The sequence below is a fragment of the Fulvimonas soli genome, assembly GCF_003148905.1.
Taxonomy (GTDB): domain Bacteria; phylum Pseudomonadota; class Gammaproteobacteria; order Xanthomonadales; family Rhodanobacteraceae; genus Fulvimonas; species Fulvimonas soli.
The window spans coordinates 183,108-207,487 of record NZ_QGHC01000005.1 but is presented as its reverse complement, the minus strand read 5'-3'; the positions used below and the strand labels follow the sequence as shown (position 1 = coordinate 207,487).

Sequence of the window (24,380 nt, the reverse complement as noted above, 5' to 3'; positions counted from 1 at the left end):
CCGGCGGGGCCGGCTCCGCGCCGCCCCGCCGGCCGGGCTCACCGGCCCCGGCTGACCACGAAGCGGCCGCGGCAGCCGCGGTCCACCCAGATGCCGTCGCGGTTGACGCCCCAGTTGTAGCCCTCGCGGCAGCGCGTGTCCGAGTCGTTGTTGACCAGGCGCACCCGGGTGTTGCGGTCGATCCGCAGCGGGCACAGCCGGTAGCGGTTGTCGACGCTGCCGCACTGCACGCTCTCCTCGTGCGACGGGCGGCCGCCGTGCCAGCCGCCGCCCCAGCCGCCCGCCTCGACGAAGCGGCCGCGGCAGCCGCGGTCGACCCAGATCGCGCCGCGCTCCACGCCCCAGTTCTGGCCGCGCACGCAGCGCGTGTCCGAATCCTGGCGCACCATCTGCGCGTCGCGCCAGCCCACGTCGCAGCGCGCGTAGCGGCCGTTGACGCTGCCGCAGCTCACCTCGCCGCGCGCCTGCGCGCGGGCCGGTCCGGCGGCTCCCAGCGCCAGTGCGCCGGCGGCCAGCGCCAGCACCAGGCCACCCCACACGGACATCGCACGCATCGCAGCTCTCCTTTTCCAAACGCGCCCGGGGCGCGGACGGCGGCAGCTTGCATGCAGACGCGGCGCAAGGGAATACGCCGCGGGCAGCTTCCTGCGGCGTCGGTTCAGGCTCGCGGCTCGGTTTTCCGCGGCGGGCCATCGCGGCCGGAGTCCGCTCCCGCAGGGGCTCGCGTAGCCTTCGCGGGAGCGGCCTCCGGCCGCGATGGACGGACTCAGGCCTCCGCCGCCTTGGCCGCCGGGGCGGCCGGCTCGGCCTTCGGGGGCGGCGCGTTCTCCGCGGCCGGCTTGGCGGCGTCCGCGCTCTCGGCCAGGTTGCGCTTCTTGTCGCCGTCCTTCTTGAAGTCGGTCTCGTACCAGCCGCTGCCGGCCAGCCGGAACGACGGCGCGCTCACCCGCCGCCGCACGCGCGGCGCCTCGCAGGACGGGCAGTTCGCCGGATCGGCGTCGGACAGCTTCTGCAGACGGTCGAAACGGTGGCCGCACTGGCCGCACTCGAATTCGTAGATGGGCATCGTGGCAAAACTCCGGGCTCGCGCCCCTGGATCCTGGCTGGCGCCCATTATCGAGTCGCCCGGCCGGATTTCAACGCGCCGGCCGCACTGGCACCCGCCGCCGCCCGGGGGTAGCCTGCGGGCGGACGGGCGCGGCACGCCCGCGCCGTCCAGTGATCTTTGGTTATTTGCATATGTGCGAGATGGACGTCCAGACGTCTATTGACCGGCCAGCCGGCAGCCCCTAGCCTGCCGTCATTGCACCGCAACATAATTCCAAGGAGTCCCCCGATGAGCCCCGCCCGCCCCCCGATCCGCCGCGCGCTCCTCCCCGCCGCGCTGCTGGCCCTGTCGCCCGCCTTCGCCCACGCGCAGGACGAGCAGGCCGCCACGCCCGAGAAGGCGAAGAACCTGGGCACCGTGATCGTCACCGGCACGCGCGCCGACAACCGCACCGAGAGCAGCTCGCTCACCCCGATCGACGTGGTCTCGGCCAAGGTGCTGCAGCAGACCGGCACCAACGACCTGCCCACCGCGCTGTCGCGCATCATCCCGTCGCTGACCTTCCCGCGCCCGTCCGCCGCCGACACCGCCGACACGCAGCGCCCCGCGCAGCTGCGCGGCCTGTCGCCGGACCAGGTGCTGGTGCTGGTGAACGGCAAGCGCTGGCACCCCGGCGCGATCATCCTCACCAACGGCGTGCTGGGCCGCGGCTCGCAGGCGGTGGACCTCAACACCATCCCGGTCTCGGCGATCGACCACATCGAGGTGCTGCGCGACGGCGCCTCGGCGCAGTACGGCTCGGACGCCATCGCCGGCGTGATCAACATCATCCTCAAGAAGGGCGCCGAGGGCGGCGACGTGGAGCTCACCGGCGGCCAGTACACCCACGGCGACGGCCGCCAGTGGCAGGGCTCGGCCAACTTCGGCCTGCCGCTGGCCGGCGACAGGGGCTGGCTGCGCTTCACCGTGCAGAGCGGCAACCAGGACTACACCAACCACGCCGGTGCCGACACCCGGCCGGCCTACAGCGGCCTGGGCGTGAACTTCCGCGAGGGCGATCCGGCGGTGCACGACAACAACCTGCTGCTCAACGCGCAGTACGACTTCGGCCCGGCCGTGCAGCTCTATGCCTTCGGCCACTTCGGCCACCGCGACAGCACCTCGCCGGCGTTCTTCCGCTACGGCAACAGCAGCCCGCTGATCGCCGGCATCTACCCGGACGGCTACCTGCCGCTGGAGAACGCCGACTCCACCGACCGCTCGCTGGTGCTCGGCCTGCGCGGCACCGCCGGCGGCTGGCGCTGGGACGTGAGCGGCAACTACGGCGGCAACCGCGTCTCCTACGAGACCCGCCACAGCATCAACCTGGCCTGGCTCAACGACTTCGGCGACAGCCCGCGCAACTTCGACGACGGCGTGCTGGACGCCGCGCAGCAGTCCCTCGACGTCGACCTGGCCAGGGAGTTCTCGCCCGGCTGGCTGCCCAACCCGGTCACCGTGGCCTTCGGCGCCGAGTACCTGCGCCAGACCTACGGCATCCACGCCGGCGAGCCGGCCTCGTGGTACGTGGGCACCTCGGGCGTGTCCGGCGGCGCGCAGGGCTTCGCCGGCTGGCAGCCGGTCAGCGCCGGCTCCTGGTCGCGCCACGACGTGGCCGAGTACCTGGACGTGGAGACCAACCTCACCGACCGCCTCGGCGTGTCCGCCGCGGTGCGCCACGAGGACTACACCGACTTCGGCAACACCACCTCCGGCTCGCTGGCCGGCCGCTTCGACTTCACCGACGGCTTCGCGCTGCGCGCCAGCGCCTCCACCGGCTTCCGCGCGCCGTCGCTGGCCCAGCAGCACTACTCCACGGTGTCCTCGCTGTACTACGGCGAGGGCAACTCGCTGGGCCTGCCGGCGGGCATCTACAACGCCGGCCTGGTGCCGGTGGACAACCAGGTGGCCCGCCTGCTCGGCGCCGAGCCGCTGAAGCCGGAGAAGTCGCACAACTACACCCTGGGCGCGGTGTGGAGCCCGACCGCCGCGCTGACCCTCAGCGTCGACGCCTACCAGATCCGGATCGACAACCGCATCGTGCTGTCCAGCAGCATCGCCACCACCGGCCCCACGGTGCAGGCCTACCTGGCCGCCAACGGCGTGTCCAACCTCAACTACAGCGGCGTGTCCTACTTCACCAACGCCGCCGACACGCGCACGCGCGGCGTCGACTTCGTGGCGACGTACCTGGCCGACCTCGGCGACGCCGGCACCCTGCAGACCACGCTGAGCGCCAACTACAACAAGAACGAGGTCACCCGGGTGAAGCCCAACCCGGCGGTGCTCGACGCGCTGGGCGTCAGCTTCAAGCGCCTGGACCGCCGCGACATCAAGGGCCTGATGGCCGACACCACGCCGCGCAGCAAGCTGATCCTCAGCGAGCAGTACGACGCGGGCCGCTGGGGCGTCACCGGCACGCTGACCCGCTACGGCCGCTACACCGCCTACAACGCCACCAACTACGCGCTGGACCAGACCTTCAGCCCGAAGTGGCTGCTCGACCTGGCGGTGAACTACAACGTGGACCGCTGGAGCTTCACCCTGGGCGCCGACGACGCGCTGGACACCTACCCGGACAAGAACGTCGCCGCCAACAGCAACAACGGCACCCTGCCCTACTCGGTGTTCTCGCCGTTCGGCTACAACGGCGCCTACGTCTACGGCAAGGTGGCCTATCGCTGGTGAGCCCGCCGTGCGGGGCCGTGGCGCAGCCCCGGACGGCCATTTCAAAATCCGCCCGCCCGCACGTCATGGAAGCAATTCGGCACGACGGGGCGGATCGATGGACGGACGGGCGGGAACCACGGGCGCGCTGTGGCTGGACGCGGTCCGCCGGCGCTGGGCGCTGCGGCCGGTGGCCGGCGAGAGCAGCTGGCGGCTGGCCTGGCACATGGCGCGCTGGCTGTGGCTGTTCCCGCGGCAGACGCGGTGGCTGCGCGTCCTGGACGGCAGCGGGCCGCTGCGCCAGGCGGCGCACGCCGACCCGCGGCTCTACGAGCGCTGGCACCGGCCCTACGTCTCGCGCCATTTCGGCGCCGCGGCGCGGCGGCGCATCGTCGCCGCGCACTACGACTTCGTGCTGCGCCGTTTCCCGGCGCGGCTGCGCGACCGCGTGCTGCGCGGCCGCGACGTGCGCCTCGCCACGCTGTACCCGGAAGGCTGCGCGCCGGTCGGGCTGCACCTGCGCAAGCCGCTGCGCGGCGAGGCCGGCGAGCTCGCCCTGCTGCTGCTCACCGGGGACCGCGAGACGCTGGCCTCCTGCGTGCTGACCTTCGCCGGCGACGAGGGCCTGCTGGTCGGCGCGCTGCAGGGCGCCGGCCCCCACACGGACGGCGCGGCGACCCGCGCGTTCATCCGGGGCAGCGGGCTGCGGCCGAAGGAGCTGCTGCTGTCGCTGCTGCGCGAGCTGGCCGCGCACCACGGCATCGCCCGCCTGCGCGCCGTGGCCGACCATGCGCGCGTCGCGGCGCACCCGGACGCCAGCGACGCCTTCTGGAAGGAACTGGGCGGCATGCCGGGCGCGGCGGGCTGCTACGAGCTGCCGCCGGCCCCGCCGCGCCGGCCCTGCGCCGACGGCCGGCGCAGCCGCCATGCCATGCGGCAGCGCCGCGAGGCCTTCCGCCGCGAGGCCTGCGCCGCCTTCCTCGACGCCTTCCGCGATCCGCCGCGCCACCGGCCCGGCGGCCAGGCCCCGCCGGCGGACGCCCCGCAGCGCGCCGCGCCGGCGGCGGGCGGGAACCTGCTGGCCGCCGGGCTGTAAGAGCCTGTTCGCGTGTTCCCCGTGCCCCGCCGGGAGCCGTCTGCGCACAGGCCAGGGAGGATCGAAAGGGTGGATGCCGGTCCGCGACGGCGCGGCATGGCGGGATTGAGGCGATGGTCGAGGCATCGCGGCCGGAGGCCGCTCCCACAAGGCTGGCGATGCCCCTGTGGAAGCGGCCTCCGGCCGCGATCAGCCCGTGAGGCAAGGCCGCCAGCGATCCCGATTTGAACAGGCTCCCGGACGCGCTCAGAAATCCCAGGTCCCGCTGAGCAGCACCACCCGCCCCTCGCGCAGCGGCACGAAGGACTGCTCGGCGTCCACCGCGTAGAGCCGGCGCGCGAACAGGTTCTTCGCGCCCAGGGTCAGCCGCCAGCGGTCGGCGTAGTAGCCGACGTTGGCCTCCACGCTGGCCTGGCCCGGCATGTCGAAGTACGCGCCGTCCTCGGTGCGGCCCAGGCTGCGGCTGCGCGCGAACACGCCGCCGGCCACGCCCCACGCCTGCAGCGCCGGGCGCTGGAAGCGGTAGCTGGCCCAGAGGTTGAACTGGCGGCGCGGCGCGGCGGTCGGCCGGCTGCCGTCGCGGTTGCGGATGCTCGCGCCGGTGTAGCTGGCCGAGAGGTCCAGGCCGGGCAGCGGCTGGCCCTCGAACTCCAGCTCCATGCCGCGGTTGAGCTGGCCCGGGCCGGGCACGGCGAAGTACGGCGGGTCGGGCGAGACCAGGTCCACGCTGTGGTCGAGCCGGATGCGGTACCAGGCCGCGGTCAGCCGCGCGCGCCGCTCGAACAGGTCGAGCCGGGCGCCGGCCTCGACCTGCCGCGACACCGACGGCGGCAGCGGCCGGCCGTCCTCGCCCAGCAGCGAGTCGGCCTGGAAGCCGGTGGTGCTGGAGGCGTACAGCGCCAGCGCCGGCGTCGCCTTGTAGACCACGCCCAGCCGCGGAATCCAGATCGAGCGCCGCTGCGTCGGCGCGGCGTCCGCGCCGCGGCTGGCCAGCGTGTAGGTGGTGCGCCGCAGCGCCGCCAGCACGTCCCACGACTCGCCCACCGCGAGCTGGTCCTGCAGGAACAGGCCGCGGTCGGTGGACCAGGCGCCGCCCAGCGGGCGCACCAGGTCCACCGACAGCTCCGGCGAGCGCGCCGAGGGCAGCGCGCCGCCGGCCAGCAGGTTGAAGGCGTGCGGCTCGCTCACCGTGACGGCGTCGGGGCCGGCGCCGCTGCCCGCGTGGGTGCGCGCGTAGTCGAAGCCCAGCAGCAGGTTGTGCGTCAGCGGGCCCTGCTCGATGCGGCCGGCCAGCTCGTTCTGCAGCGTGTAGAACGCATCCGAATAGCGGTAGGTCCGCGCCAGCGCGTCGGCGTCGCCGGAGCGCTGGGCGTTGGCGAACGCCCAGGCCTGGCCGCTCTCGCGCTGGCGCACGTACTGGCCGCGGCTGCGCAGGCTCCAGTCGCCGGCCGGCGCCCACTCGGCCAGGTAGTAGCCGCGCGCGGTGCGGAACAGCGCGTGGTCGCCCGCGTTGCCGGGCAGCACGCCGAACGGCGAGGACAGCGCCAGCGAGTCGCCGAGCAGCACGGTGTGGTCGGGCACCGGCACGCGGTTGTTGACGTACTCCGCGCCCAGCAGCAGGCGCGCGGCCTCGCCCTGCCAGGCGAGCGACGGCGCCAGGTAGCCGCTGCGCTGCCCGCGGTAGCCCTGCGCCGTGCGGTCGGCGTAGTTGCCGGCGGCGACCAGGCGGTAGCTGAGGCGCCGCTGCGCGTCCAGCGGCCCGGCGAAGTCGAAGCCCAGCCGCGTGCCGTCGTAGCGCCCGGCGGAGAACGCCAGCTGCCGCACCGGCTCGGCCTGCGGGCGCTTCATCACGATGTTCACCGAGCCGCCGAAGTTGTTGTCGACCGACGCCTCGCCGAGGATCGCCTCGGGCCCCTTGAGCACCTCCACGCGCTCGATGCCGATCAGCGGCGGCAGGTCCTCCACGCGCGCCACGCCGTTGGGCATGCCGTCGGTCATGCCGTTGCCGGCGTTGAAGCCGCGGATGCGGAACAGCGGCGGGCCGCCGAAGCCGTCGACGTAGTCCACGCCCGCCACGTGGCGCACCACGTCGGCCACCTCGAAGGCCTGCTGCGAGTCCATCAGGTCGCGGGTGACCACGCTGACCGACTGCGGCAGGTCGGCCAGGTCGGTGTCGGTGCGCGTGGCGGCACGGGTGCCGTCGGCCTTGAAGCCGGCATCGCCCAGCGCCACGCCGGAGACGCGGATGGTGTCCAGCGCGCTGACGATCGGCACGCTGGGCTTGGCCCCGCTCAGGCGGCTCTCGAACGAGGCCGCCGGCGCGAAGGCGCGCTGGCGCACCACCACGGTGCGCGCGCCGATCACCTCGTAGTCCAGCCCGGTGCCGTCCAGCAGCCGCGCCAGCGCGGCCCGCACGGTCAGCGTGCCGGCCGCGCCGGGGCTGCGCTGCCCCGCCACCGCGGCGCTGGCGGTGAGGATCTGCACGTCGGCCTGCCGGCCCAGCGCCATCAGCGCGGTGGCGAGCGGCTGGGCGGGGATGTCCAGGCGGGCCTGCGCCTCCAGCAGGGGCGGCGCGCCGGCGCGGGCCCCGGCCGCGCGCGGGCCGGCGAGCGCCAGCGCGAGCGCCAGGCCCGCGCCGGCGAGCACGCCGCGCGCCGTCATCGCGCCGCGCGCGGCCCGCACCGGCCCTGCTTCATCGCCGCGCGCCCGCCGCGGCGCCCGTAGCCACCCGCCATACCGCCCTGCCCCGAATCGCGGACCGCCCGCGCGGTCGTCAGTGTTCGGCGCTCGAAAGCACCACGTGGTCGGCGAAGCTGCTCACCTGCACGGGGAACACGTGCGGCAGCGCGCCGATCCAGCTGTCGATGGTAGTGGTGTTCACCGTCCCGGTGAACATCAGCTCGCCCAGGCGCGGGTCGGCCAGCTGCACCGGACGGCGGCTGTAGCGGTTGACGTTGGCGATCACCGCGGCCAGCGGCTCGTTGACGAACTCCAGCCGGTGCTCGCGCCAGGCGGCGGCATGCCCGGCCGGCAGCGGCGACACGCTGAGCGCGCCGCTGCGCGGGTCGTACTCGGCCTGCTGGCCGGCCGCCAGCTCGAGCCGCCCGGCCGCGCCGGCGGGCGACAGGCGCACCCGCCCCTCGGTCACCGCCACCGCGACGCGCTGGCCGGTACGGCGCACGTTGAAGGCGGTGCCCAGGTCCTCGATGCGCAGCGGGCCGGCGTCCACCACGAACGGGCGCGCCTCGTGGGCCACCGCGAAGTAGGCCTCGCCGGCGGCCAGCTCGACGTCGCGCCGCGCGTCGCCGTAGCGGGCGGTCAGCGCGGAGGCCGCGCCCAGCGCGACGGCGGTGCCGTCCGGCAGGCGGATGTCGCGGTTCTCGCCCACCGCGCTGGCGTAGCGCTGCGGCGCCGCCTGGCGGCCGGCGCCGCTCCAGCCGCCCCACCAGCCCAGCAGGGCCAGCACGAGCGCCGCCGCCGCGGCCAGCGCGTATGGCCAGCGCCGCGCGCGCGCGGCGCGCGGCGCGAACTCCTCCAGCAGCTCGCGCCGGCGCGGCGCGGGCGCGGTCCGCAGCAGCTCGCCCAGCGCGTTGAGCTGCTCGAAGGCCTGCGCGTGGCGCGGGTCCGCGTCCAGCCACGCCTGCCAGCGCGCCAGCGTCTGCGCCGGCGGCTCCGGCTCGCGCAGGCGCGTCCACCAGTCCGCGGCGGCGCGCGCGATCGCCTCGTCCGATCCAGGGGTATCCATCACGGCATCTCCGGTGCGAAGCAGCGCTCCCGGCAGTGGGCCAGGGCGTTGCTGACGTGGTAGCGCACCATGCGCTCGCTGAGCCTCATGTCGCGCGCGATCGCGGCGAAGTCGCGGCCCTCGACCACGTGCAGCACGAAGGCGCGGCTGGTCTTGGCGGGCAGCTCGCGCAGCGCCGCCTGCACCTTCCGCCACTGCTGCACCGCCCAGGCGTGCTGCTCCGGCAGCGGCGCGGAGGCCCAGTCGCCCTCCTCCGGCTCGGGCGGCAGGCCGGCGCGCACCGCGCGCTTGCGCAGGTAGTCCACCGACAGGTTGGTCGCCATCCGGAACAGGAAGGCCCTGGGCGAATCGATGTGGTCCATGTGGTCCATCGCCAGCAGCCGCACGTACACCTCCTGCGCGATCTCCTGCGCGTCGGCGCGCGAGTTCAGCCGGCACTGCAGCAGCGCGACCAGCGCGCCGTGGTGCTCGCGGTACAGCGCGGCGACCCGGCCGGCGTGGTCGAGCCAGCTGCCTTCGCCTGCCGCTTCATCGCTGCCGTCGGGGGCTTCCATGCTGTCCAGGGTATCTGCGGGGTCGTCGAGTCATGGTGCATCCCGGCGTCGCGGGCGCGGATCGCCCGCATGCGTTGCCGGTTGCAGACCATGACGTGCGGGGCGGCGAAAATTGAAATGCCCGCGCTGGCGGCGCATGGCGGCGCGATGGCGGTACGCGATACCCGCCGCGTGGAAAGGGCCGGGGCGCCGGCTTCGCGCCGAACGCGCGCCTTCCTGCCTGGCGGACGCCTCAGCCGGCCGCGGCCAGCGCCGCCAGCACCAGCGTCTCGGACAGCTCGGCCAGCGCGCCGCAGGTGTCGCCGGTGCAGCCGCCCAGGCGGCGCAGGCAGGCCTGCCGCCAGGCGACGAAGCCGCCCGCCGTCACGGCCAGCGCCAGCGCGCCGCGCCAGCCGCAGGCCAGCGCCACGGCGGCGGCGAGCGCGACGCCGAGCGCGCAGGCGCCGCGCGGCGCCTGCGCCAGCGCCGCGCCCAGCCCGCCGGCGCGGGCGTAGGGCGTGGCGAGGAAGGCCAGCGCGAGCGCGGCGCGGGCCAGCAGCGGCGCCAGCAGCAGGGCCGGCCCGGGATGCGGCAGGCTCGCCAGCGCGGCGAACTTCAGCAGCAGTACCAGCACCACGGCAGTCACCCCGGCCGGGCCGCTGCGCGGGTCCTTCATGATCGCCAGCGTGCGCTCGCGGTCGCCCAGCCCGCCGACCCAGGCGTCGGCGCTGTCGGCCAGGCCGTCCAGGTGCAGCGCGCCGGTCAGCGCCACCCAGGCGGCCAGCAGCACGGCCGCCGCCAGCAGCGGCGGCCAGGCGTGCAGCAGCAGGGCGAGCAGCCACAGCAGCGCGCCGAGCAGCGCGCCCACCGCCGGGTACCAGGCCAGCGAGGCGGCCTGCGCGCGCGCGTCGAACGGCCGCGCCGGCAGCGGCAGCCGGGTGAGGAAGGCGAGCGCGGCGAGCAGGGCGTTCATCAATGCGGTGCCTGCCCTGCGGGAACGACCTCGGTGGGAGCGGCCGCTCCCCCAGAGACTCCTTCCACGGGGGCCATCCCCACCGGCGGCCACGGCAGCGGATGCAGCGAGGCATGCGGCACTTCGATGCCGGCCATGTCGCCGTAGTCGCGCCCCTCGACCAGGCAGCGCAGCAGGCGGATCGCGCCGCCGTGGGTGAGCACCAGCACGCGCGCGCCGGCGGCCGCGCGCGCGGCCTCGTCCAGCGCGGCGCACAGGCGCGCGCGGAACGCCGCGAAGCTTTCCGCGCCCGGCGGCGGATGGCGCACCGGGTCGGCCCAGAAGCGCGCCAGCGCCTCGCCGTCGCGCGCGGCCAGCGTCTCGATCGGCACGCCCTGCCAGTCGCCGAAGTGGTACTCGGCCAGGCGCGCGTCCAGCCGCAGCGGCAGCCCGCGCGCCTGCGCCAGCTCCTGCGCGAAGGCGGCGCAGCGCCGCAGGGTCGAGGACACGATGCGGTCCCATGCGCGCCCTGCCGCCGCCGCGCGCAGCTGCGCCCAGCCCAGCGCGCTCAGCGGATCGTCGAGCTGGCCGCGGTAGCTGCGCTGGCCGGTGTCGCCGTGGCGCAGCAGTTCGAGTCGCGCGGCGGCGCTCACGCCGCGTGGCCCCGCGCGTCGTCCGCCGCGCCCGACACGCCGGCCTGCGCGAAGGTGGCCATGCCGCCGTGCAGCGCGCAGGCCAGCCGCAGCAGCGGCACCGCGGCGGCCGCGCCGCTGGCCTCGCCCAGGCGCAGCCCGAGATCGAGCAGCGGCGCGGCGTCGAGCGCGCGCAGCAGCGCGGCGTGGCCGCGCTCGTGCGAGCGGTGCGCGAACAGCAGCCAGCCGCGCACGCCCGGGTTGATCCGCGCCGCCGCCAGCGCGGCCGCGGTGGTGATGAAGCCGTCCACCAGCACCGGCAGCCCGGCCTGCGCGGCGGCAATGTAGGCACCGGCCAGCGCGGCGATCTCGAAGCCGCCGAGGCGGCGCAGCTGCTCGCGCGGCTCGCGCGCCTCGGCGTGCAGCGCCAGCGCGCGGGCGATCACCGCCGCCTTGTGCACGACGCCCGCCGCGTCGAGGCCGGTGCCCGCGCCGGTCAGCGCCGCCGGCGCGGCGTCGAGCAGCGCGCAGGCCAGCGCGGCCGCCGCGGTGGTGTTGGCGATGCCCATCTCGCCGCCGACGAACAGCTGCGCGCCGGCCGCCCGCGCCGCGCGCGCGCTGGCCGCGCCGGCCTCCAGCGCGGCGGCGAACTGCGCTTCCGTCATCGCCGGCGCGCGGCAGAAGTTGGCGGTGCACGGCGCCACGACGGCGCGGCGCACGCCGGGGATCTCGCCCGGGTCGTTGACGGTGCCGAGGTTCACCACCTCCAGCGTGGCGCCCAGCTCGCGCGCCAGCACGCTGATCGCCGCGCCGCCCGAGGCGAAGTTGCGCACCATCTCGCCGGTGACCGCCTGCGGGAAGGCCGACACGCCCTCCTCCGCCACGCCGTGGTCGCCGGCGAACACGCTGATCCACACGCGCTCCACCGCCGGCCGCGGCGCGCGCTGCAGCGCGGCCAGCTGCACCGCGACCTCCTCCAGCGCGCCCAGCGAGCCGGGTGGCTTGGTCAATTGCGCCTGGCGGGCGCGGGCCGCGTCGGCGCTGGCGGCATCGGGGGACGGACACGGCGCGGCAAGCCAGTCGGTGTTCATGGCAGGGTTCCTTTCAGGGCAAGGGGCAGGCCGGCGGCGACGAACAGCACGCGCTCGCACGCCGCGGCCAGGGATTGGTGCAGGCGGCCGGCCTCGTCGACGAAGCGGCGGCTGAGCTCGCCCAGCGGCACCACGCCGAGGCCGACCTCGTTGCCGACCAGCGCGATCTCGCCGGGCAGTGCGGGCAGCGCGTCGAGCAGCGCGGCGCGTTCGGCCCCGAAGCGCCGCGGGTCGGCGTCGCCGAGCAGGTTGGACAGCCACAGCGTGAGGCAGTCGACCAGCACGAAGCGGTCGGCGCGCGCCTGCGCGCGCAGCGCGGCGGCCAGCGCCAGCGGCTCCTCCACGCACAGCCAGTGCGCGGGCCGCCGCGCGCGGTGGTGGGCGATGCGCGCGGCCATTTCGCCGTCGCCCGCCTGCGCGGTGGCCAGGTAGACCACCTCGCGCCCGCTCTCGCGCGCCAGCCGCTCGGCCAGCGCGCTCTTGCCGGAACGGGCGCCGCCGAGGATCAGGGTTCGCATCGTCTCGCTCCCAGCAGTTCGCGCAGGCGGCGCGTGTCCAGGTGTTGCTCCACCGCGTCGGCCAGCCGCTCCAGGGTCGCCTCGCGCAGCGCGCGCACGTCCAGCGGCGCGGCGTCGCGCAGGCCGGCCCAGGACAGCATCGCATGCAGCGCCGCGGGATGGTCGAACAGGCCGTGCAGGTAGCTGCCGGCGACCCGGCCGTCGGCGGAGACCGCGCCGTCGGCGCGGCCGTCGGCCAGCCGCGCGAACGGCCGCGCCAGCGCCTCGCCGCGGCTGACGCCGCAGTGGATCTCGTAGCCGCGCACCGGCGCGTCGGCGAAGGCCAGCCGGCCCTCGGCCCGGCGCAATTGCTTGTGCGGTTCGAGCACGGTGTCCAGTGCCAGCCAGCCGAGGCCCTGGCTGGCGCCGGGCGCGCCCTCGACGCCGTGCGGGTCGTGGATCGCCGCGCCCAGCATCTGCAGGCCGCCGCAGATGCCCAGCAGCTTGCCGCCGTGGCGCAGGTGCCGCGCGATGGCCTCCTGCCAGCCCTGCGCGCGCAGCCAGTCGAGGTCGGCGCGGGTGGCCTTGGAGCCGGGCAGCACGATCAGGTCGCAGGCCGGCGGCGGCTCGCCCGGCCCGACGAACGCGCAGTCCACCTGCGGGTGCGCGCGCAGCGCGTCGAAGTCGGTGTGGTTGCTGATCCGCGGCAGCGCGGGCACCGCCACCTTCAGCCGCGCCTGCGGCTTGGCCGCCGCGGCGCGCGGCAGCGCGTCCTCGGCTTCCAGCAGCAGGCCGTGCAGGTACGGCAGCACGCCGAGCACCGGCTTGCCGGTCTCCCGTTCCAGCCAGTCCAGCCCCGGCTGCAGCAGCGCGAGGTCGCCGCGGAAGCGGTTGACGACGAAACCGGCCACGCGCGCGCGTTCGCTGTCGGACAGCAGCGCCAGCGTGCCGACCAGGTGCGCGAACACGCCGCCGCGGTCGATGTCGGCGACCAGCACCACCGGGCAGTCCACCGCCTCGGCATAGCCCATGTTGGCGATGTCGTTGGCGCGCAGGTTGATCTCGGCCGGGCTGCCGGCGCCTTCCACCACCACCGCCTCGTACTGCGCGACCAGCCGCGCGTGCGAGGCCAGCACCGCCTCCCGCGCGGTGCGCTTGTAGGCGTGGTAGCCGCGCGCGTCCAGCCGCGCCACCGCGCGGCCATGCACGACCACCTGCGCGCCGGCGTCCGAGTCGGGCTTGAGCAGCACCGGGTTGAAGTCGGTGTGCGGCTCCAGGCCGCAGGCCTGCGCCTGCACCGCCTGCGCGCGGCCGATCTCGCCGCCGTCGGCGGTCACCGCCGAGTTGAGCGCCATGTTCTGCGGCTTGAACGGCGCCACGCGCACGCCCTGCCGATGCAGCCAGCGGCACAGCGCGGCGACCAGCGTGCTCTTGCCGGCGTCGGAGGTGCAGCCCTGCACCATCAGCACGCGGGCAGCGGCTTTCCCTTCTCCCGCCGGGAGTACGCGGGGAGACGCCATGGATGGCGTCGGCTTTGAGGAGCGAGGAAGGTGGCGCGCGGCGCCGGATGAGGGTACGGCGGTGCGAACAGGCCGCGCTTCGGCCGTACCCTCACCCCCGCCCCTCTCCCGGCGGGAGAGGGGTTCGACCTCGGCGAGCGCGGCGGCGAGCCGCGCGAGGGCCGCCGCGTCCGGCGGCAGGCCGAAGCGCAGGCTGGGCGGATCGTCGAACAGGCGCACCAGGATGCCCCGTTGCGCCAGCGCGCGGTGGATCGCCGCCGCCGCCTCGTGCCGGCACCACTGGAACGACGCGCAACCACCCGCGGGCGGCAACCCGTGCCGCTTCAGCAATCCGGACAGCTGCTCGCCCGCCGCCCGCAGCCGCCCGCGCGCCTGCGCCTGCCAGGCGCGGTCGGCCAGCGCCAGCCGCAGCGCGTGGCGGCTGGGGCCGGCGAGCGCCCATGGACCCAGTTCCTCGCGCAGCGCGTCGAGCAGCGCCGGCGCCGCGCAGACGAAGCCGGCGCGTGCGCCGGCCAGGCCGAAGAACTTGCCCGCCGAGCGCAGCACGATCAGCCCCTCGCGGTCCGCATGCGCGCACAGGCTGTCGTCCGGCGAGGCGTCCATGAACGCCTCGTCCAGCACCAGCCAGCCGCCGCGCGCGGCCAGCGCGGCGTGCGCTTGCCGCAGGCGTTGCGGATCGAAGCGCTCGCCGGTCGGGTTGTTGGGATGGATCAGCACCCGCACGTCGTAGTCGCCGGCGGCATCGAGCAGCTCGGACGAAGCGCGCCGCTCGACGCGGTGCCCGGCGCGCTCCCACGCCTGCGCATGCTCGGCGTAGCCGGGCGCCAGCACGCCCACCCGCGAGGGGCCGCGCAGCCGCGGCAGCGCCTGGATCGCCGCCTGCGTGCCCGCCACCGGCAGGACGTGCGGCGCGCCGTAATAGGCGCAGGCGGCCTCGGCCAGGCCGTCGTCGTCCTCGGGCAGGCGGCGCCACGCTTCGGCGGGCGGCGGCGGCACGGGCCAGCCGAACGGGCTGATGCCGGTGGACAGGTCCAGCCAGTCGGCCAGCGGGATGCCGTATTCGCGCGCCGCGCGGCGCAGGCGGCCGCCGTGCTCAAGCATGCGCGGCGCTCCAGCGGGCCAGGCCCAGCAGCAGCGCCGCCGCGAGCCACAGCGCCACGCCGCGGCGCACCAGCCGCAGCGCGCGGCGGATCGCGCCCGCGTCCGGCGCGGCGCCCTCGCCCAGCGCGGGCCGTTCCTCCCACGCGCCGTGATACGGCGCGGCGCCGCCCAATTCCACGCCCAGCGCGCCGGCACCGGCGGCCATCACCGGGCCGGCGTTGGGGCTGTCCCACTGCGGCGCCTGCGCGCGCCAGCAGCGCAGCGCGCGCCCGCAGCGGCCGCACAGCGCGTAGGTGAAGGCGGCCAGCCGCGCCGGCAGCCAGTTGAGCGCGTCGTCCAGGCGCGCGGCGGCCCAGCCGAAGCGCGCGTAGCGCGGCGTGCGGTAGCCCCACATCGCGTCCAGCGTGTTCGCCAGCCGGTACAGCACCGCGCCCGGCGCGCCCAGCACGGCGAACCAGAACAGCGCGCCGAACACCGCGTCGTTGCCGTTCTCCAGCACCGACTCGGTGGCGGCGGCGGCCACCTGGCGCTCGCTCAATGCGGCGGTGTCGCGGCTCACCATGCGGCCCACCGCGGCGCGCGCGGCGTCCAGCTCGCCCGCCTCCAGCGCCGCCGCCACCGGCCGCGCGTGCGCGCCGAGGCTCCGCAGGCCGACGGCGAGGTACAGCACGCCGGCGTCGAAGGCGAAGCCCAGCCACGGCGACGCGGCGCCGAGCATCCGGGCCAGCAGCCAGGCCGCCAGCACCGGCGGCGCCACCGCCAGCGCCCAGGCCCGCAGGCCGGCGGCGCGCCGGTCGCGCCAGCCACGGCGTTCGATTCGGACGGCCAGCCGTCCGAACGCCACCAGCGGATGCGCGCGCCGCGGCTCGCCCAGCCAAGCGTCGAGCAGCAGCGCGGCCAGCATGGCGAGCGACGCGCTCACGGCGATGGCCAGCCCCGGCGGCGCGGCCCGCTCACAGCTCGATGCCCTTCTGCGCCTTGATGCCGGCCTGGAAGGCGTGCTTGACCAGGCGCATCTCGGTCACCGTGTCGGCCGCCTCCAGCAGCGCGTCCGGCGCGCCGCGGCCGGTGACCACCGCGTGCTGGCGCGGCGGCCGCGCCGCCAGCGCGGCCAGCACGTCCTCCAGCGCCACGTAGCGCCTGGCCAGCGCGATGTTGAGCTCGTCCAGCAGCACGAAGCCGTAGCACGGGTCGGCCAGCATGCGCGCCGCCTCGGCCCAGGCCACCTGCGCCGCCGCGACGTCGCGCGCCCGGTCCTGGGTCTCCCAGGTGAAGCCCTCGCCCATCACGCGGTAGTCGAGCAGCTCGCCACCGACGCGGCGGAAGAACGCCTCCTCGCCGGTGGAGAACGTGCCCTTGATGAACTGCACCACGCCGCAGCGCAGGCCGTGGCCCAGCGCGCGGGCGAGCATGCCGAAGCCGGAGGAGCTCTTGCCCTTGCCGGTGCCGGTGTTCACCACCAGCACGCCGCGGTCGAGGGTGGCGCGGGCGATCTTCCGGTCCACCAGCGCCTTCTTGCGCTGCATGCGCTCGCGGTGGCGTTCCTCGGGAGTCGTGGGTGTATCGCTCATGCCTGCACCTGCCGCTGGCCCGGCGCGTGCCAGGCCGCCAGTGGCGCGCGGAACGAGGCGAACGGAAGACGTTGCGGAACCATCGCGCCCTCCCCCTCAGGCCGCGCGTCGCGCGGCGACGGGCGGCAGCCAGCGCGCCAGCGCGCCGTGCAGCAGCAGCGCCGCCGCCACGTAGCCCAGCGTGGTGCGCACGAACAGCGGCCCCCACTGCCACAGCCGCGCCAGGTACTCGGCCAGGTGCGGCTGCGCGTAGCGGCCGCCCAGCCAGTAGAACGCGCCGTTGGAGATGGCGAAGGAGAGCGCCGCCGCGCCCAGCGCCACGCCGAACGCGCCGGCCAGCGCGGCGGCGCTGCCGTCGAGGCGGCCGGCATAGAGCCGGCCCGCGTACCACAGCGCCGCGTAGGCCAGCGGCAGCAGCGCATACGCCGGGGTGATGCAGAAGTCGCTCACCCCGGCGTGGCGCACCGACACCCAGTCCACCAGCACCGCCAGCGCGAGGCAGCCGGCGAAGGCCAGGTGCCGGCGCAGGTACAGCCCGCCGAGGAAGAACGCCGCCATCGAGGCGTCCGGCAGGTGCAGCGCGTCGCCGAAATGCTTGAAGCGGGTGGCCAGCATCAGCACCGCCAGTGCCGCGGCGATGCAGAGGGACGTGGAGCGGGACAACGGTTTCATGGCGTCCTCCTCGTGGGGCGGATGCGCCCCGTGGATGCGATCCCGGCGCAACGCCGGCGGGGTCCGTCGTGCCTGCGAAGGCAGGCATCCAGCGTCCTTGCCCGCAACGGCGGAGAGCCGCTGGATGCCCGCCGCCGGCCATGGCGCCTGCGCGACGGCACGCTCAGCGCGCCGGCTGGTAGCGCAGGGTCAGCATGAAGTTGCGGCCCGGCTGGTCGTAGTACCACGCGGTCTCGTAGCGCTTGCCGAAGACGTTGTCGAGCGCCAGCTGCAGCTTCCAGTCGCGGTCCAGCGCGTAGGCCAGGCGCAGGTCGGTGAGCGCGTAGCCGCCCAGCCGGTGCGCGTTGGCGATGTCGTCGTAGCGGTAGCCGGAGACGAACCAGCTGGCGCCCACGCCGAAGGCGCCGAAGCTGCGGTCGGCGTCCAGCCGCGCGCTCTGCCGCGCGCGCCGCGGCAGCAGGTTGCCGTAGGCGCCCTCGCGGGCGCGGTCGCGCGGGTCCAGCCAGGTGGCGGTGGCGCCCAGCGTCCAGCCCGCCAGCGTGGTGCCCAGCGCGCCTTCCGCGCCGCGGATGCGCGCGCGGTCGATGTTGTTGGGCGCGCCGTACGGGTGCAGCGCGTCGATCAGCGACGGGTCGTAGGTGATCAGGTCGCTGATGTCGTTGCGGAACGCGCTCACCGACCACCAGCCCCAGCCGTGCGTGCCGCGCAGGCCCAGCTCGGCGTTGCGCGCGCGCTCGGGCCTGAGGTCGGCGTAGCCGTAATCGGGGTAGTACAGCTCGTTGAAGGTGGGCGCGCGGAACGCGGTGCCGTAGCTGGCGGTCAGGCGCAGGCCGCGGGCGAGGTCCCAGCCCCACAGCAGGCTGCCGGTGTTCCTGCCGCCGAACTGGCTGTTGTCGTCGCGGCGCACGCTGGCCTGCAGCGACTGCGCGCCGAAGGCCTGCTGCCACTGCGCGAACAGGCCGCGGTCGACGCGGCTGTCGGCGTCGTAGGGCTCGTGGCTGGTGATCCCGTCGCGCTGCCAGTCGAAGCCCACGCTGTAGAGCCCGCCGCCCGCGCCGACGTCGGCCTGCACGGTGCCCAGCGTGCGGCGCGTGTCGAAGCGGTCCATGAAGGCGTTGCGCAGGTAGATCTTGCTGAGGTCGGCGGTCTGCCCCACGCCCGCGCTGAGCTCGACGTTCTCCGCGGCGTGCCAGTGCAGCTTGCCGCCGGCCACCTGCGAGACGGTGTCGGTGGCGTCGCCGGTGCTGCCGTCGTACTCGCTGTGGCCCTCGCTGCGGAAGAACTGCGCGTCGCCGTCCCAGTCGCGGCCGAAGCGGTAGCCGCCGCGCAGGCTCAGGCTGTTGTCGCGGTAGCCGTCCCTGTCCGGCTGGTCGGCGTAGCAGGCGGCGAAGGCCTCGGCCGCGCCGACGCGGCAGGCGTTGATGCCGCGGGTGTTGTCGTGGCTGGCCTGCAGCGCGTACCAGCCGTCGCCGGACTTGCCGGAGAAGCCGGCCGAGCCGGCGGCGTGGCGGTAGCTGCCGAAGCCCAGCATCAGGTTGGGCGCGAACGGGCCCTGCGGGCGGCGGGTGAAGATCTGGATCACGCCGCCGATCGCCTCCGAGCCGTACAGGCTGGAGAACGGCCCGCGCACGATCTCGATGCGCTCGATCTGCTCCACCGGGATGTCCTGGATCGAGGCGGTGCCGCTGGTCGCCGAGCCGAGCTTGAGGCCGTCCACCAGCACCAGCACGTGGTCGGACTCGGTGCCGCGCAGGAAGATCGAGGTGGCCTTGCCGGGCCCGCCGTTGTTGGCCAGCATCATGCCGGGCGTGCCGCGCAGCAGGTCGGCCACCGACGTCGGCTGCAGGCGCTCGATCTCGGCGCGGTCGATCACGGTGACCGCGGCCAGGGTCTGGTCCTGGGTCTGCGCGGTGCGCGTGGCGGTGACCACCACGCCTTCGAGGTCGGTCTGCCCCTCCGCGGCGAAGGCCGGGACGAGCGCGAGCGAAAGCGCCGCCGCGAGCGCGGAACGGCGGACGGACGAAACTTGGAATGCCACTGCGATGCTCCTCAAGCCGCGCCTGCCCGCGCGGAACGCAAGGGATGGAAGGCGGGCGGAGGGAGCGTGGCGGCCGCGCGGGAACGCACGGCCTCCATGACATTGCCCGCCGCATGCCAGGTCGTGCCTCGGGGCCGGTCTCCGGGCTCGCGAGCGAGGATCGTCGGACCCTCCCGGACCGCGCCTTCCCATGCGTGAGCACAGTGGCTTCGTGCGGACCGTCTGCTCGCCTACCGTTGCGGGGGCAGCTCCGGCATGGCCTGCGCGGGCAGGCGGCACCGGATTCCCGTTTCAACCGCCGGCCTGGCCGGCGGTCACCTCAGGCCGGCACAGTCTAGCCGAAGCGGGAGAGGAAGGGGGGCGCGGAACATGGGCGCCGCGCCGTGGGCCGGTGCCGGGACACCGCGTGCCGCACTTCGCCGTCATCCCGGCGAAAGCCGGACGGGCGCGAAGCGCGCACGGACGGCGGGGACGACTCACGCCCCGAAATAGCCCGGCCGCCCGATATCCTCGAGCAGCCCGGCCCGCGTCGGCTTCCATCCCAGACGCGCCTGCGTCAGGGCGCTCGACGCCGGCATGTCCAGGGCCGCGAACATCGCCAGCCAGCCGAAATGGGCAGCGGCCTCCTCCGGCGCGATCGAAACCGCCGGCGTGCCCAGGTGGCGCGAGAACACCGCGGCGATGTCGCGCAGCGGCACGCCTTCGTCGGCGACGGCGTGGTAGCTGGCGCCCGCAACGCCTTTCTCAAGCGCGAGCCGGTACGCGCGCGCGACGTCCAGCCGGTGCGCGGCGGCCCAGCGGTTGCCGCCGTCGCCGACGTAGGCGCAGACGCCCTTCTGGCGCGCGATCTCGAACAGGTAGCCGACGAAGCCGGCCTTGCCCTCGCCGCCGTGCACCTGCGGCAGGCGCATCGCCATCGCCCTCACGCCCTGCGCGGCGAACGCCAGCCCGGCATGCTCGGACACGCGGGGTATGGCGTCGCCGGCGCGGGCCGGATCGTCTTCCGTCGCCAGCCGTCCCGGCGCGATCAGGCCCGTGCCGGAGGTGACCACGAACGGCTTGCCCGAACCGGCCAGCACCTCGCCCATCGCCTCGATGGCGCGCCTGTCGATCTGCCCGTTCTCCGCGAACCTGGAGAAGTCGTGGATGAAGGCCAGGTGGACCACGCCGTCGGCGGCCGCCGCGCCGCGGCGCAGGCTGTCGAGGTCTTCGAGCGAACCGCGATGGACCTCGGCGCCCTTCGCCGCCAGTGCGGCCGCGCCGGCCTCCGAGCGCGCGAGGCCGAGCACCGCGTACCCTGCGGCGATCAATTCATCGACGACGGCCGAACCGACGAACCCCGTCGCGCCGGTGACGAAAACGCGCATGGATCACTCCGCATCCGTGGTAGACGCGGACCACTTTCGGCGCACAAGCTATCGGCGTGAAGCCGTGACGTTATACGGGTATGGCGACTAACAGGATCCGCATGCCGGGCACCAACGACAATCCGCTGGGCACCTACCTCAAGGACCGCCGCGCCAGGCTCGACCCGGCCGCGCTCGGCTTGCCGACGGCGCGGCGGCGCACCGCCGGCCTGCGCCGCGAGGAAGTGGCGCAGCGCGCCAACATCAGCGCCACCTGGTACACCTGGCTCGAACAGGGGCGCGGCGGCGCGCCCTCGCCGGAAGTGCTCGACCGGATCGCGCGGGCGCTGATGCTGACGGAAGTCGAGCGCGAGCATCTGTTCCTGCTCGCGCTGGGCCGGCCGCCGGAGGTGCGCTACCAGGCGGTGCAGGGCATCGCGCCGCGGCTGCAGCGGGTGCTCGACGCGCTGGAGTTCATCCCCGCCCTCGTCAAGACCGCCACCTGGGACGTGCTCGCCTGGAACCGCGCCGCCGCCGCGGTGCTGACCGACTACGGCACGCTGGAGCCGGCCGAGCGCAACATCCTCCGGCTGATCTTTCGCGACCGCCGCGTCCACTGCAAGCAGACCGACTGGGAGGGCGTCGCCCGCTCCGTGGTGGCGGCGTTCCGCGCGGACACGGCGCGCGCCGGCGCCACCGGGGCGGTGAAGTCGCTGGTGGAGGAGCTGTGCCGCAGCAGCCCCGAGTTCGAGGCGATGTGGCGCGACAACGACGTGCGCAGCCACGGCGAGGGCACCAAGCGGCTGGACCATCCGCAGGCCGGGTCGCTCGCGCTGGAATACTCCACCTTCGCCGTCGACGGCCGGCCCGACCTCGCGCTGGTGATCCACAACCCGGCGACGGCGAGGGACGCGGAGCGGATCAGGGCGCTGGTCGAGGCGCATGGGCCGGTGTCCGCGTAGGCGGGGCGCGGTTCGATGTCGCGGCTGCGGCCAGCCGGGCCGTGCTGCGCGGAACCGGCGGCCGGCGGCGGGAACGTCGCGGCCGCAGGCCGCTCCCACAATCCTGCTTGCCCCGGCACGGCCTGCCGCGCCGGACGGAAGCGGCGTGCCGGGCGAAGCCCTCCGGCGCGCGCCTGCGTCCGGCCGGCCTCAGCCCTGCCCGAACACCAGCTGCCCGCGCTCGGCGTCCACCTTCACGGTGGCGCCCGGCGCGAAGCGGCCTTCCAGGATCTCGCGCGCCAGCGGGTTCTCCAGCTGCTGCTGGATCGCGCGCTTGAGCGGCCGCGCGCCGTACACCGGGTCGAAGCCGATGTTGCCCAACAGGTCCAGCGCCTTGTCGCTGATCTCCATCTTCAGCTGCCGCTCGGCCAGCCGCTTCTCCAGGTAGGCGAGCTGGATGCGCGCGATGGCGCGGATCTGCGCCTTCTCCAGCGGGCGGAACACCACGATCTCGTCCAGGCGGTTGATGAACTCCGGGCGGAAGTGCGCCTGCACCACGCCCAGCACCGCGGCCTTCATCTTGGTGTAGGCCTCCTCGCTGGCGTCGCCGTCCATCTCCTGGATCAGCTGCGAGCCCAGGTTGGAGGTCATCACGATGACGGTGTTGCGGAAGTCCACCGTGCGGCCCTGGCCGTCGGTGAGGCGGCCGTCGTCGAGCACCTGCAGGAGGATGTTGAACACGTCCGGGTGCGCCTTCTCCACCTCGTCCAGCAGGATCACGCTGTACGGCCGGCGGCGCACCGCCTCGGTGAGGTAGCCGCCCTCCTCGTAGCCGACGTAGCCGGGCGGCGCGCCGATCAGCCGGCTCACCGAGTGCTTCTCCATGAACTCGCTCATGTCGATGCGCACCATCGCGTCCTGCGTGTCGAACAGGAACTCGGCCAGCGCCTTGCACAGCTCGGTCTTGCCCACGCCGGTGGGGCCGAGGAACAGGAACGAGCCGTTCGGGCGGTTCGGGTCGGACAGCCCCGCGCGCGAGCGGCGGATCGCGTCGGCCACCGCGCGCACCGCCTCGTCCTGGCCCACCACGCGCTTGTGCAGCGCGTCCTCCATGTGCAGCAGCTTGTCGCGCTCGCCCTCCAGCATCTTGGACACCGGGATGCCGGTCCAGCGGCTGACCACCTCGGCGATCTCCTCGGCAGTGACCTTGTCCTGCACCAGCTTGAAGTCGCCCGTCTGCTCGGCGGCCTGCGCGGCGGCGAGCTGCTTCTCCAGCGCCGGCAGCACGCCGTACTGGATCTCGCTCATCTTGGCGTAGTCCTGGCGGCGCTGCGCGGCCTCCAGCTCCAGCCGGGCCTGCTCGATCTGCTCCTTGATCTTGGTCGCGCCCTGCAGCGCGGCCTTCTCCGACTTCCACACCTCGTTCAGGTCGGAGAACTCGCGCTCCAGCTTCTCGATGTCGGACTCCAGGTCGGCGAGGCGCCTCTTCGATTCCTCGTCCTTCTCCTTCTTCAGCATCTCGCGCTGGATCTTCAGTTGGATCAGCCGGCGCTCCAGGCGGTCCAGCTCCTCCGGCTTGGAGTCGATCTCCATGCGGATGCGGCTGGCCGCCTCGTCCATCAGGTCGATCGCCTTGTCCGGCAGCTGGCGGTCGGTGATGTAGCGGTTGGACAGCGTGGCCGCGGCGACGATCGCCGGGTCGGTGATCTCCACGCCGTGGTGCACCGCGTAGCGCTCCTTCAGGCCGCGCAGGATGGCGATGGTGTCCTCGACGGAGGGCTCGCCCACGAACACCTTCTGGAAGCGGCGCTCCAGCGCGGCGTCCTTCTCGATGTACTGGCGGTACTCGTCCAGCGTGGTGGCGCCGATGCAGTGCAGCTCGCCGCGCGCCAGCGCGGGCTTGAGCATGTTGCCCGCGTCCATCGCGCCCTCGGCCTTGCCGGCGCCGACCATGGTGTGCAGCTCGTCGATGAACAGGATGATCTGGCCCTCGTTCTTGGCCAGGTCGTTGAGCACGGCCTTCAGGCGCTCCTCGAACTCGCCGCGGAACTTGGCGCCGGCGATCAGCGCGCCCATGTCGAGCGCGAGCACGCGGCGGTCGCGCAGGCCCTCGGGCACCTCGCCCTTGACGATGCGCTGGGCCAGGCCCTCGACGATCGCGGTCTTGCCCACGCCCGGCTCGCCGATCAGCACCGGGTTGTTCTTGGTGCGCCGCTGCAGCACCTGGATGGTGCGGCGGATCTCCTCGTCGCGGCCGATCACCGGGTCGAGCTTGCCCTGCTCGGCGCGAGCGGTGAGGTCGATGCAGTACTTCTCCAGCGCCTGGCGCTGGTCCTCGGCGTTCTCGCTCTGCACCTTCTCGCCGCCACGCAGCTTGTCGATGGCGGCCTCCAGCTTCGCCTTGGTGGCGCCGGCGGCCTTCAGCGCCGCGCCCAGCTCGCCCTTGTCGTCCAGCGCGGCGAGCAGGAACAACTCGCTGGCGATGAACTGGTCGCCGCGCTGCTGCGCCAGCTTGTCGGTGAGGTTGAGCAGGCGCGTCAGGTCGTTGCCGACGTGGATGCTGCCCTCCTGGCCGCTCACCTTCGGCAGGCGGTCCAGCAGCTCGGCCACGCGCTGGCGCAGCGCCGGCACGTTGACCTGCGCCTGGGTCAGCAGCGGCGCGGTCGAGCCGCCCTGCTGGTCGAGCAGCGCGGCCATCACGTGCGCCGGCTCGAGCATGTTGTGGTCGCGGCCCACGGCCAGCGACTGCGCGTCGGCCAGCGCCTGCTGGAAACGCGAAGTGAGTTTGTCCATCCGCATGTTGGGTGTCTCCCCCGGAAAAAGGATTTGGCGGCAGGCCGCCACTGCCGGAGCAGATGCGGACGGCGCGCCGCGATTCAAGCAGGCCGCCG

The 24,380-nt window shown here is 74.6% G+C and carries 19 protein-coding genes, 1 pseudogene and 1 riboswitch; of the genes and pseudogenes, 3 read left to right on the top strand and 17 right to left on the bottom strand.

Features of this window, described 5'->3' with window-relative positions; genetic code table 11:
* Positions 1-38: 38 nt before the first annotated feature.
* Both C7456_RS08145 and C7456_RS08140 read right to left on the bottom strand, forming a co-directional pair.
* Positions 39-554, bottom strand: a complete 516-nt coding sequence (locus C7456_RS08145; RefSeq protein WP_109723252.1) for a DUF3011 domain-containing protein — start codon at positions 552-554, stop codon at positions 39-41.
* A gap of 212 nt (positions 555-766) precedes the next feature.
* Positions 767-1,066 carry an FmdB family zinc ribbon protein gene (locus C7456_RS08140; protein ID WP_109723251.1) on the bottom strand — a complete coding sequence of 100 codons (300 nt, stop codon included), beginning with the start codon at positions 1,064-1,066 and terminating at the stop codon, positions 767-769.
* A gap of 270 nt (positions 1,067-1,336) precedes the next feature.
* Here C7456_RS08140 and C7456_RS08135 point away from each other — a divergent pair, with 270 nt between their 5' ends.
* Together C7456_RS08135 and C7456_RS08130 are read left to right on the top strand one after the other, a co-directional pair.
* Positions 1,337-3,775, top strand: a complete 2,439-nt coding sequence (locus C7456_RS08135) for a TonB-dependent receptor plug domain-containing protein (protein ID WP_109723250.1) — start codon at positions 1,337-1,339, stop codon at positions 3,773-3,775.
* Positions 3,776-3,872: 97 nt separating this feature from the next.
* Positions 3,873-4,850 (top strand): DUF535 family protein, encoded by a 978-nt coding sequence (locus C7456_RS08130; protein WP_109723249.1) that lies wholly within the window; start codon positions 3,873-3,875, stop codon positions 4,848-4,850.
* Between the two features lie 246 nt (positions 4,851-5,096).
* On the opposite strand, the gene C7456_RS08125 is transcribed toward C7456_RS08130, so the two are convergent.
* The 14 genes and pseudogenes from C7456_RS08125 to C7456_RS08065 all read right to left on the bottom strand — a co-directional run bounded on the left by C7456_RS08125 (position 5,097) and on the right by C7456_RS08065 (position 20,569).
* A complete protein-coding gene (locus C7456_RS08125; RefSeq protein WP_245889804.1) occupies positions 5,097-7,532 on the bottom strand; it encodes a TonB-dependent siderophore receptor in 2,436 nt (811 codons plus the stop codon).
* A gap of 91 nt (positions 7,533-7,623) precedes the next feature.
* Positions 7,624-8,595, bottom strand: a complete 972-nt coding sequence (locus tag C7456_RS08120; protein ID WP_109723247.1) for a FecR family protein — start codon at positions 8,593-8,595, stop codon at positions 7,624-7,626.
* Positions 8,595-9,149, bottom strand: coding sequence for an RNA polymerase sigma factor (locus C7456_RS08115; protein ID WP_109723246.1), 555 nt, complete (start codon positions 9,147-9,149; stop codon positions 8,595-8,597). Before C7456_RS08115 ends, C7456_RS08120 begins: the two co-directional genes overlap by 1 nt.
* A gap of 232 nt (positions 9,150-9,381) precedes the next feature.
* On the bottom strand, positions 9,382-10,104 hold the full coding sequence (locus tag C7456_RS08110; RefSeq protein ID WP_109723245.1) for an adenosylcobinamide-GDP ribazoletransferase: 723 nt from the start codon (positions 10,102-10,104) through the stop codon (positions 9,382-9,384).
* A complete protein-coding gene (locus C7456_RS08105; protein ID WP_109723244.1) occupies positions 10,101-10,733 on the bottom strand; it encodes a histidine phosphatase family protein in 633 nt (210 codons plus the stop codon). The genes C7456_RS08110 and C7456_RS08105 overlap by 4 nt, the downstream gene beginning before the upstream one ends.
* On the bottom strand, positions 10,730-11,803 hold the full coding sequence (gene cobT / locus C7456_RS08100; RefSeq protein WP_109723243.1) for a nicotinate-nucleotide--dimethylbenzimidazole phosphoribosyltransferase: 1,074 nt from the start codon (positions 11,801-11,803) through the stop codon (positions 10,730-10,732). The genes C7456_RS08105 and cobT overlap by 4 nt, the downstream gene beginning before the upstream one ends.
* Positions 11,800-12,321 carry a bifunctional adenosylcobinamide kinase/adenosylcobinamide-phosphate guanylyltransferase gene (gene cobU / locus C7456_RS08095; RefSeq protein WP_109723242.1) on the bottom strand — a complete coding sequence of 174 codons (522 nt, stop codon included), beginning with the start codon at positions 12,319-12,321 and terminating at the stop codon, positions 11,800-11,802. Before cobU ends, cobT begins: the two co-directional genes overlap by 4 nt.
* Positions 12,309-13,820 carry a cobyric acid synthase gene (locus C7456_RS17330; protein WP_139942895.1) on the bottom strand — a complete coding sequence of 504 codons (1,512 nt, stop codon included), beginning with the start codon at positions 13,818-13,820 and terminating at the stop codon, positions 12,309-12,311. The genes cobU and C7456_RS17330 overlap by 13 nt, the downstream gene beginning before the upstream one ends.
* Positions 13,821-13,946: 126 nt before the next feature.
* Positions 13,947-14,921: pseudogene (gene cobD / locus C7456_RS17325) on the bottom strand (threonine-phosphate decarboxylase CobD); the annotation flags it as partial.
* Positions 14,914-15,825, bottom strand: a complete 912-nt coding sequence (cbiB, locus tag C7456_RS08085) for an adenosylcobinamide-phosphate synthase CbiB (RefSeq protein WP_109723240.1) — start codon at positions 15,823-15,825, stop codon at positions 14,914-14,916. The pseudogene cobD and the gene cbiB, both read right to left, overlap by 8 nt.
* 49 nt (positions 15,826-15,874) lie before the next feature.
* On the bottom strand, positions 15,875-16,492 hold the full coding sequence (gene cobO, locus C7456_RS08080) for a cob(I)yrinic acid a,c-diamide adenosyltransferase (protein WP_109723239.1): 618 nt from the start codon (positions 16,490-16,492) through the stop codon (positions 15,875-15,877).
* A 96-nt stretch (positions 16,493-16,588) separates the two neighbouring features.
* Positions 16,589-17,164 carry a hypothetical protein gene (locus C7456_RS08075; RefSeq protein WP_109723238.1) on the bottom strand — a complete coding sequence of 192 codons (576 nt, stop codon included), beginning with the start codon at positions 17,162-17,164 and terminating at the stop codon, positions 16,589-16,591.
* A gap of 163 nt (positions 17,165-17,327) precedes the next feature.
* Entirely contained in the window at positions 17,328-19,202 is a 1,875-nt protein-coding gene (btuB, locus tag C7456_RS08070) for a TonB-dependent vitamin B12 receptor (RefSeq protein WP_109723237.1), read from the bottom strand.
* A 115-nt stretch (positions 19,203-19,317) separates the two neighbouring features.
* Positions 19,318-19,539, bottom strand: a riboswitch (cobalamin riboswitch).
* A gap of 139 nt (positions 19,540-19,678) precedes the next feature.
* Complete coding sequence (locus C7456_RS08065; protein WP_109723236.1) at positions 19,679-20,569, bottom strand: SDR family oxidoreductase; 891 nt, start codon at positions 20,567-20,569, stop codon at positions 19,679-19,681.
* A 101-nt stretch (positions 20,570-20,670) separates the two neighbouring features.
* Between C7456_RS08065 and C7456_RS08060 the strand changes: the two genes are divergently transcribed.
* Positions 20,671-21,510, top strand: a complete 840-nt coding sequence (locus tag C7456_RS08060; RefSeq protein ID WP_109723235.1) for a helix-turn-helix transcriptional regulator — start codon at positions 20,671-20,673, stop codon at positions 21,508-21,510.
* 189 nt (positions 21,511-21,699) lie between these two features.
* Here C7456_RS08060 and clpB read toward each other — a convergent pair whose 3' ends face one another.
* Positions 21,700-24,288, bottom strand: a complete 2,589-nt coding sequence (gene clpB / locus C7456_RS08055; protein ID WP_109723234.1) for an ATP-dependent chaperone ClpB — start codon at positions 24,286-24,288, stop codon at positions 21,700-21,702.
* Between the last annotated feature and the right edge of the window lie 92 nt (positions 24,289-24,380).

Excerpts from the sequence above, each read along its gene's own strand:
- C7456_RS08145 (WP_109723252.1), bottom strand. The coding sequence starts at position 554 with ATGCGTGCGATGTCCGTGTGGGGTGGCCTGGTGCTGGCGCTGGCCGCC.
- C7456_RS08140 (WP_109723251.1), bottom strand. The coding sequence starts at position 1,066 with ATGCCCATCTACGAATTCGAGTGCGGCCAGTGCGGCCACCGTTTCGAC.
- C7456_RS08135 (WP_109723250.1), top strand. The coding sequence starts at position 1,337 with ATGAGCCCCGCCCGCCCCCCGATCCGCCGCGCGCTCCTCCCCGCCGCG.
- C7456_RS08130 (WP_109723249.1), top strand. The coding sequence starts at position 3,873 with ATGGACGGACGGGCGGGAACCACGGGCGCGCTGTGGCTGGACGCGGTC.
- C7456_RS08120 (WP_109723247.1), bottom strand. The coding sequence starts at position 8,595 with ATGGATACCCCTGGATCGGACGAGGCGATCGCGCGCGCCGCCGCGGAC.
- C7456_RS08115 (WP_109723246.1), bottom strand. The coding sequence starts at position 9,149 with ATGGAAGCCCCCGACGGCAGCGATGAAGCGGCAGGCGAAGGCAGCTGG.
- cobT (WP_109723243.1), bottom strand. The coding sequence starts at position 11,803 with ATGAACACCGACTGGCTTGCCGCGCCGTGTCCGTCCCCCGATGCCGCC.
- cobU (WP_109723242.1), bottom strand. The coding sequence starts at position 12,321 with ATGCGAACCCTGATCCTCGGCGGCGCCCGTTCCGGCAAGAGCGCGCTG.
- C7456_RS17330 (WP_139942895.1), bottom strand. The coding sequence starts at position 13,820 with ATGGCGTCTCCCCGCGTACTCCCGGCGGGAGAAGGGAAAGCCGCTGCC.
- cbiB (WP_109723240.1), bottom strand. The coding sequence starts at position 15,825 with ATGCTGGCCGCGCTGCTGCTCGACGCTTGGCTGGGCGAGCCGCGGCGC.
- cobO (WP_109723239.1), bottom strand. The coding sequence starts at position 16,492 with ATGAGCGATACACCCACGACTCCCGAGGAACGCCACCGCGAGCGCATG.
- C7456_RS08075 (WP_109723238.1), bottom strand. The coding sequence starts at position 17,164 with ATGAAACCGTTGTCCCGCTCCACGTCCCTCTGCATCGCCGCGGCACTG.
- C7456_RS08065 (WP_109723236.1), bottom strand. The coding sequence starts at position 20,569 with ATGCGCGTTTTCGTCACCGGCGCGACGGGGTTCGTCGGTTCGGCCGTC.
- C7456_RS08060 (WP_109723235.1), top strand. The coding sequence starts at position 20,671 with ATGCCGGGCACCAACGACAATCCGCTGGGCACCTACCTCAAGGACCGC.
- clpB (WP_109723234.1), bottom strand. The coding sequence starts at position 24,288 with ATGCGGATGGACAAACTCACTTCGCGTTTCCAGCAGGCGCTGGCCGAC.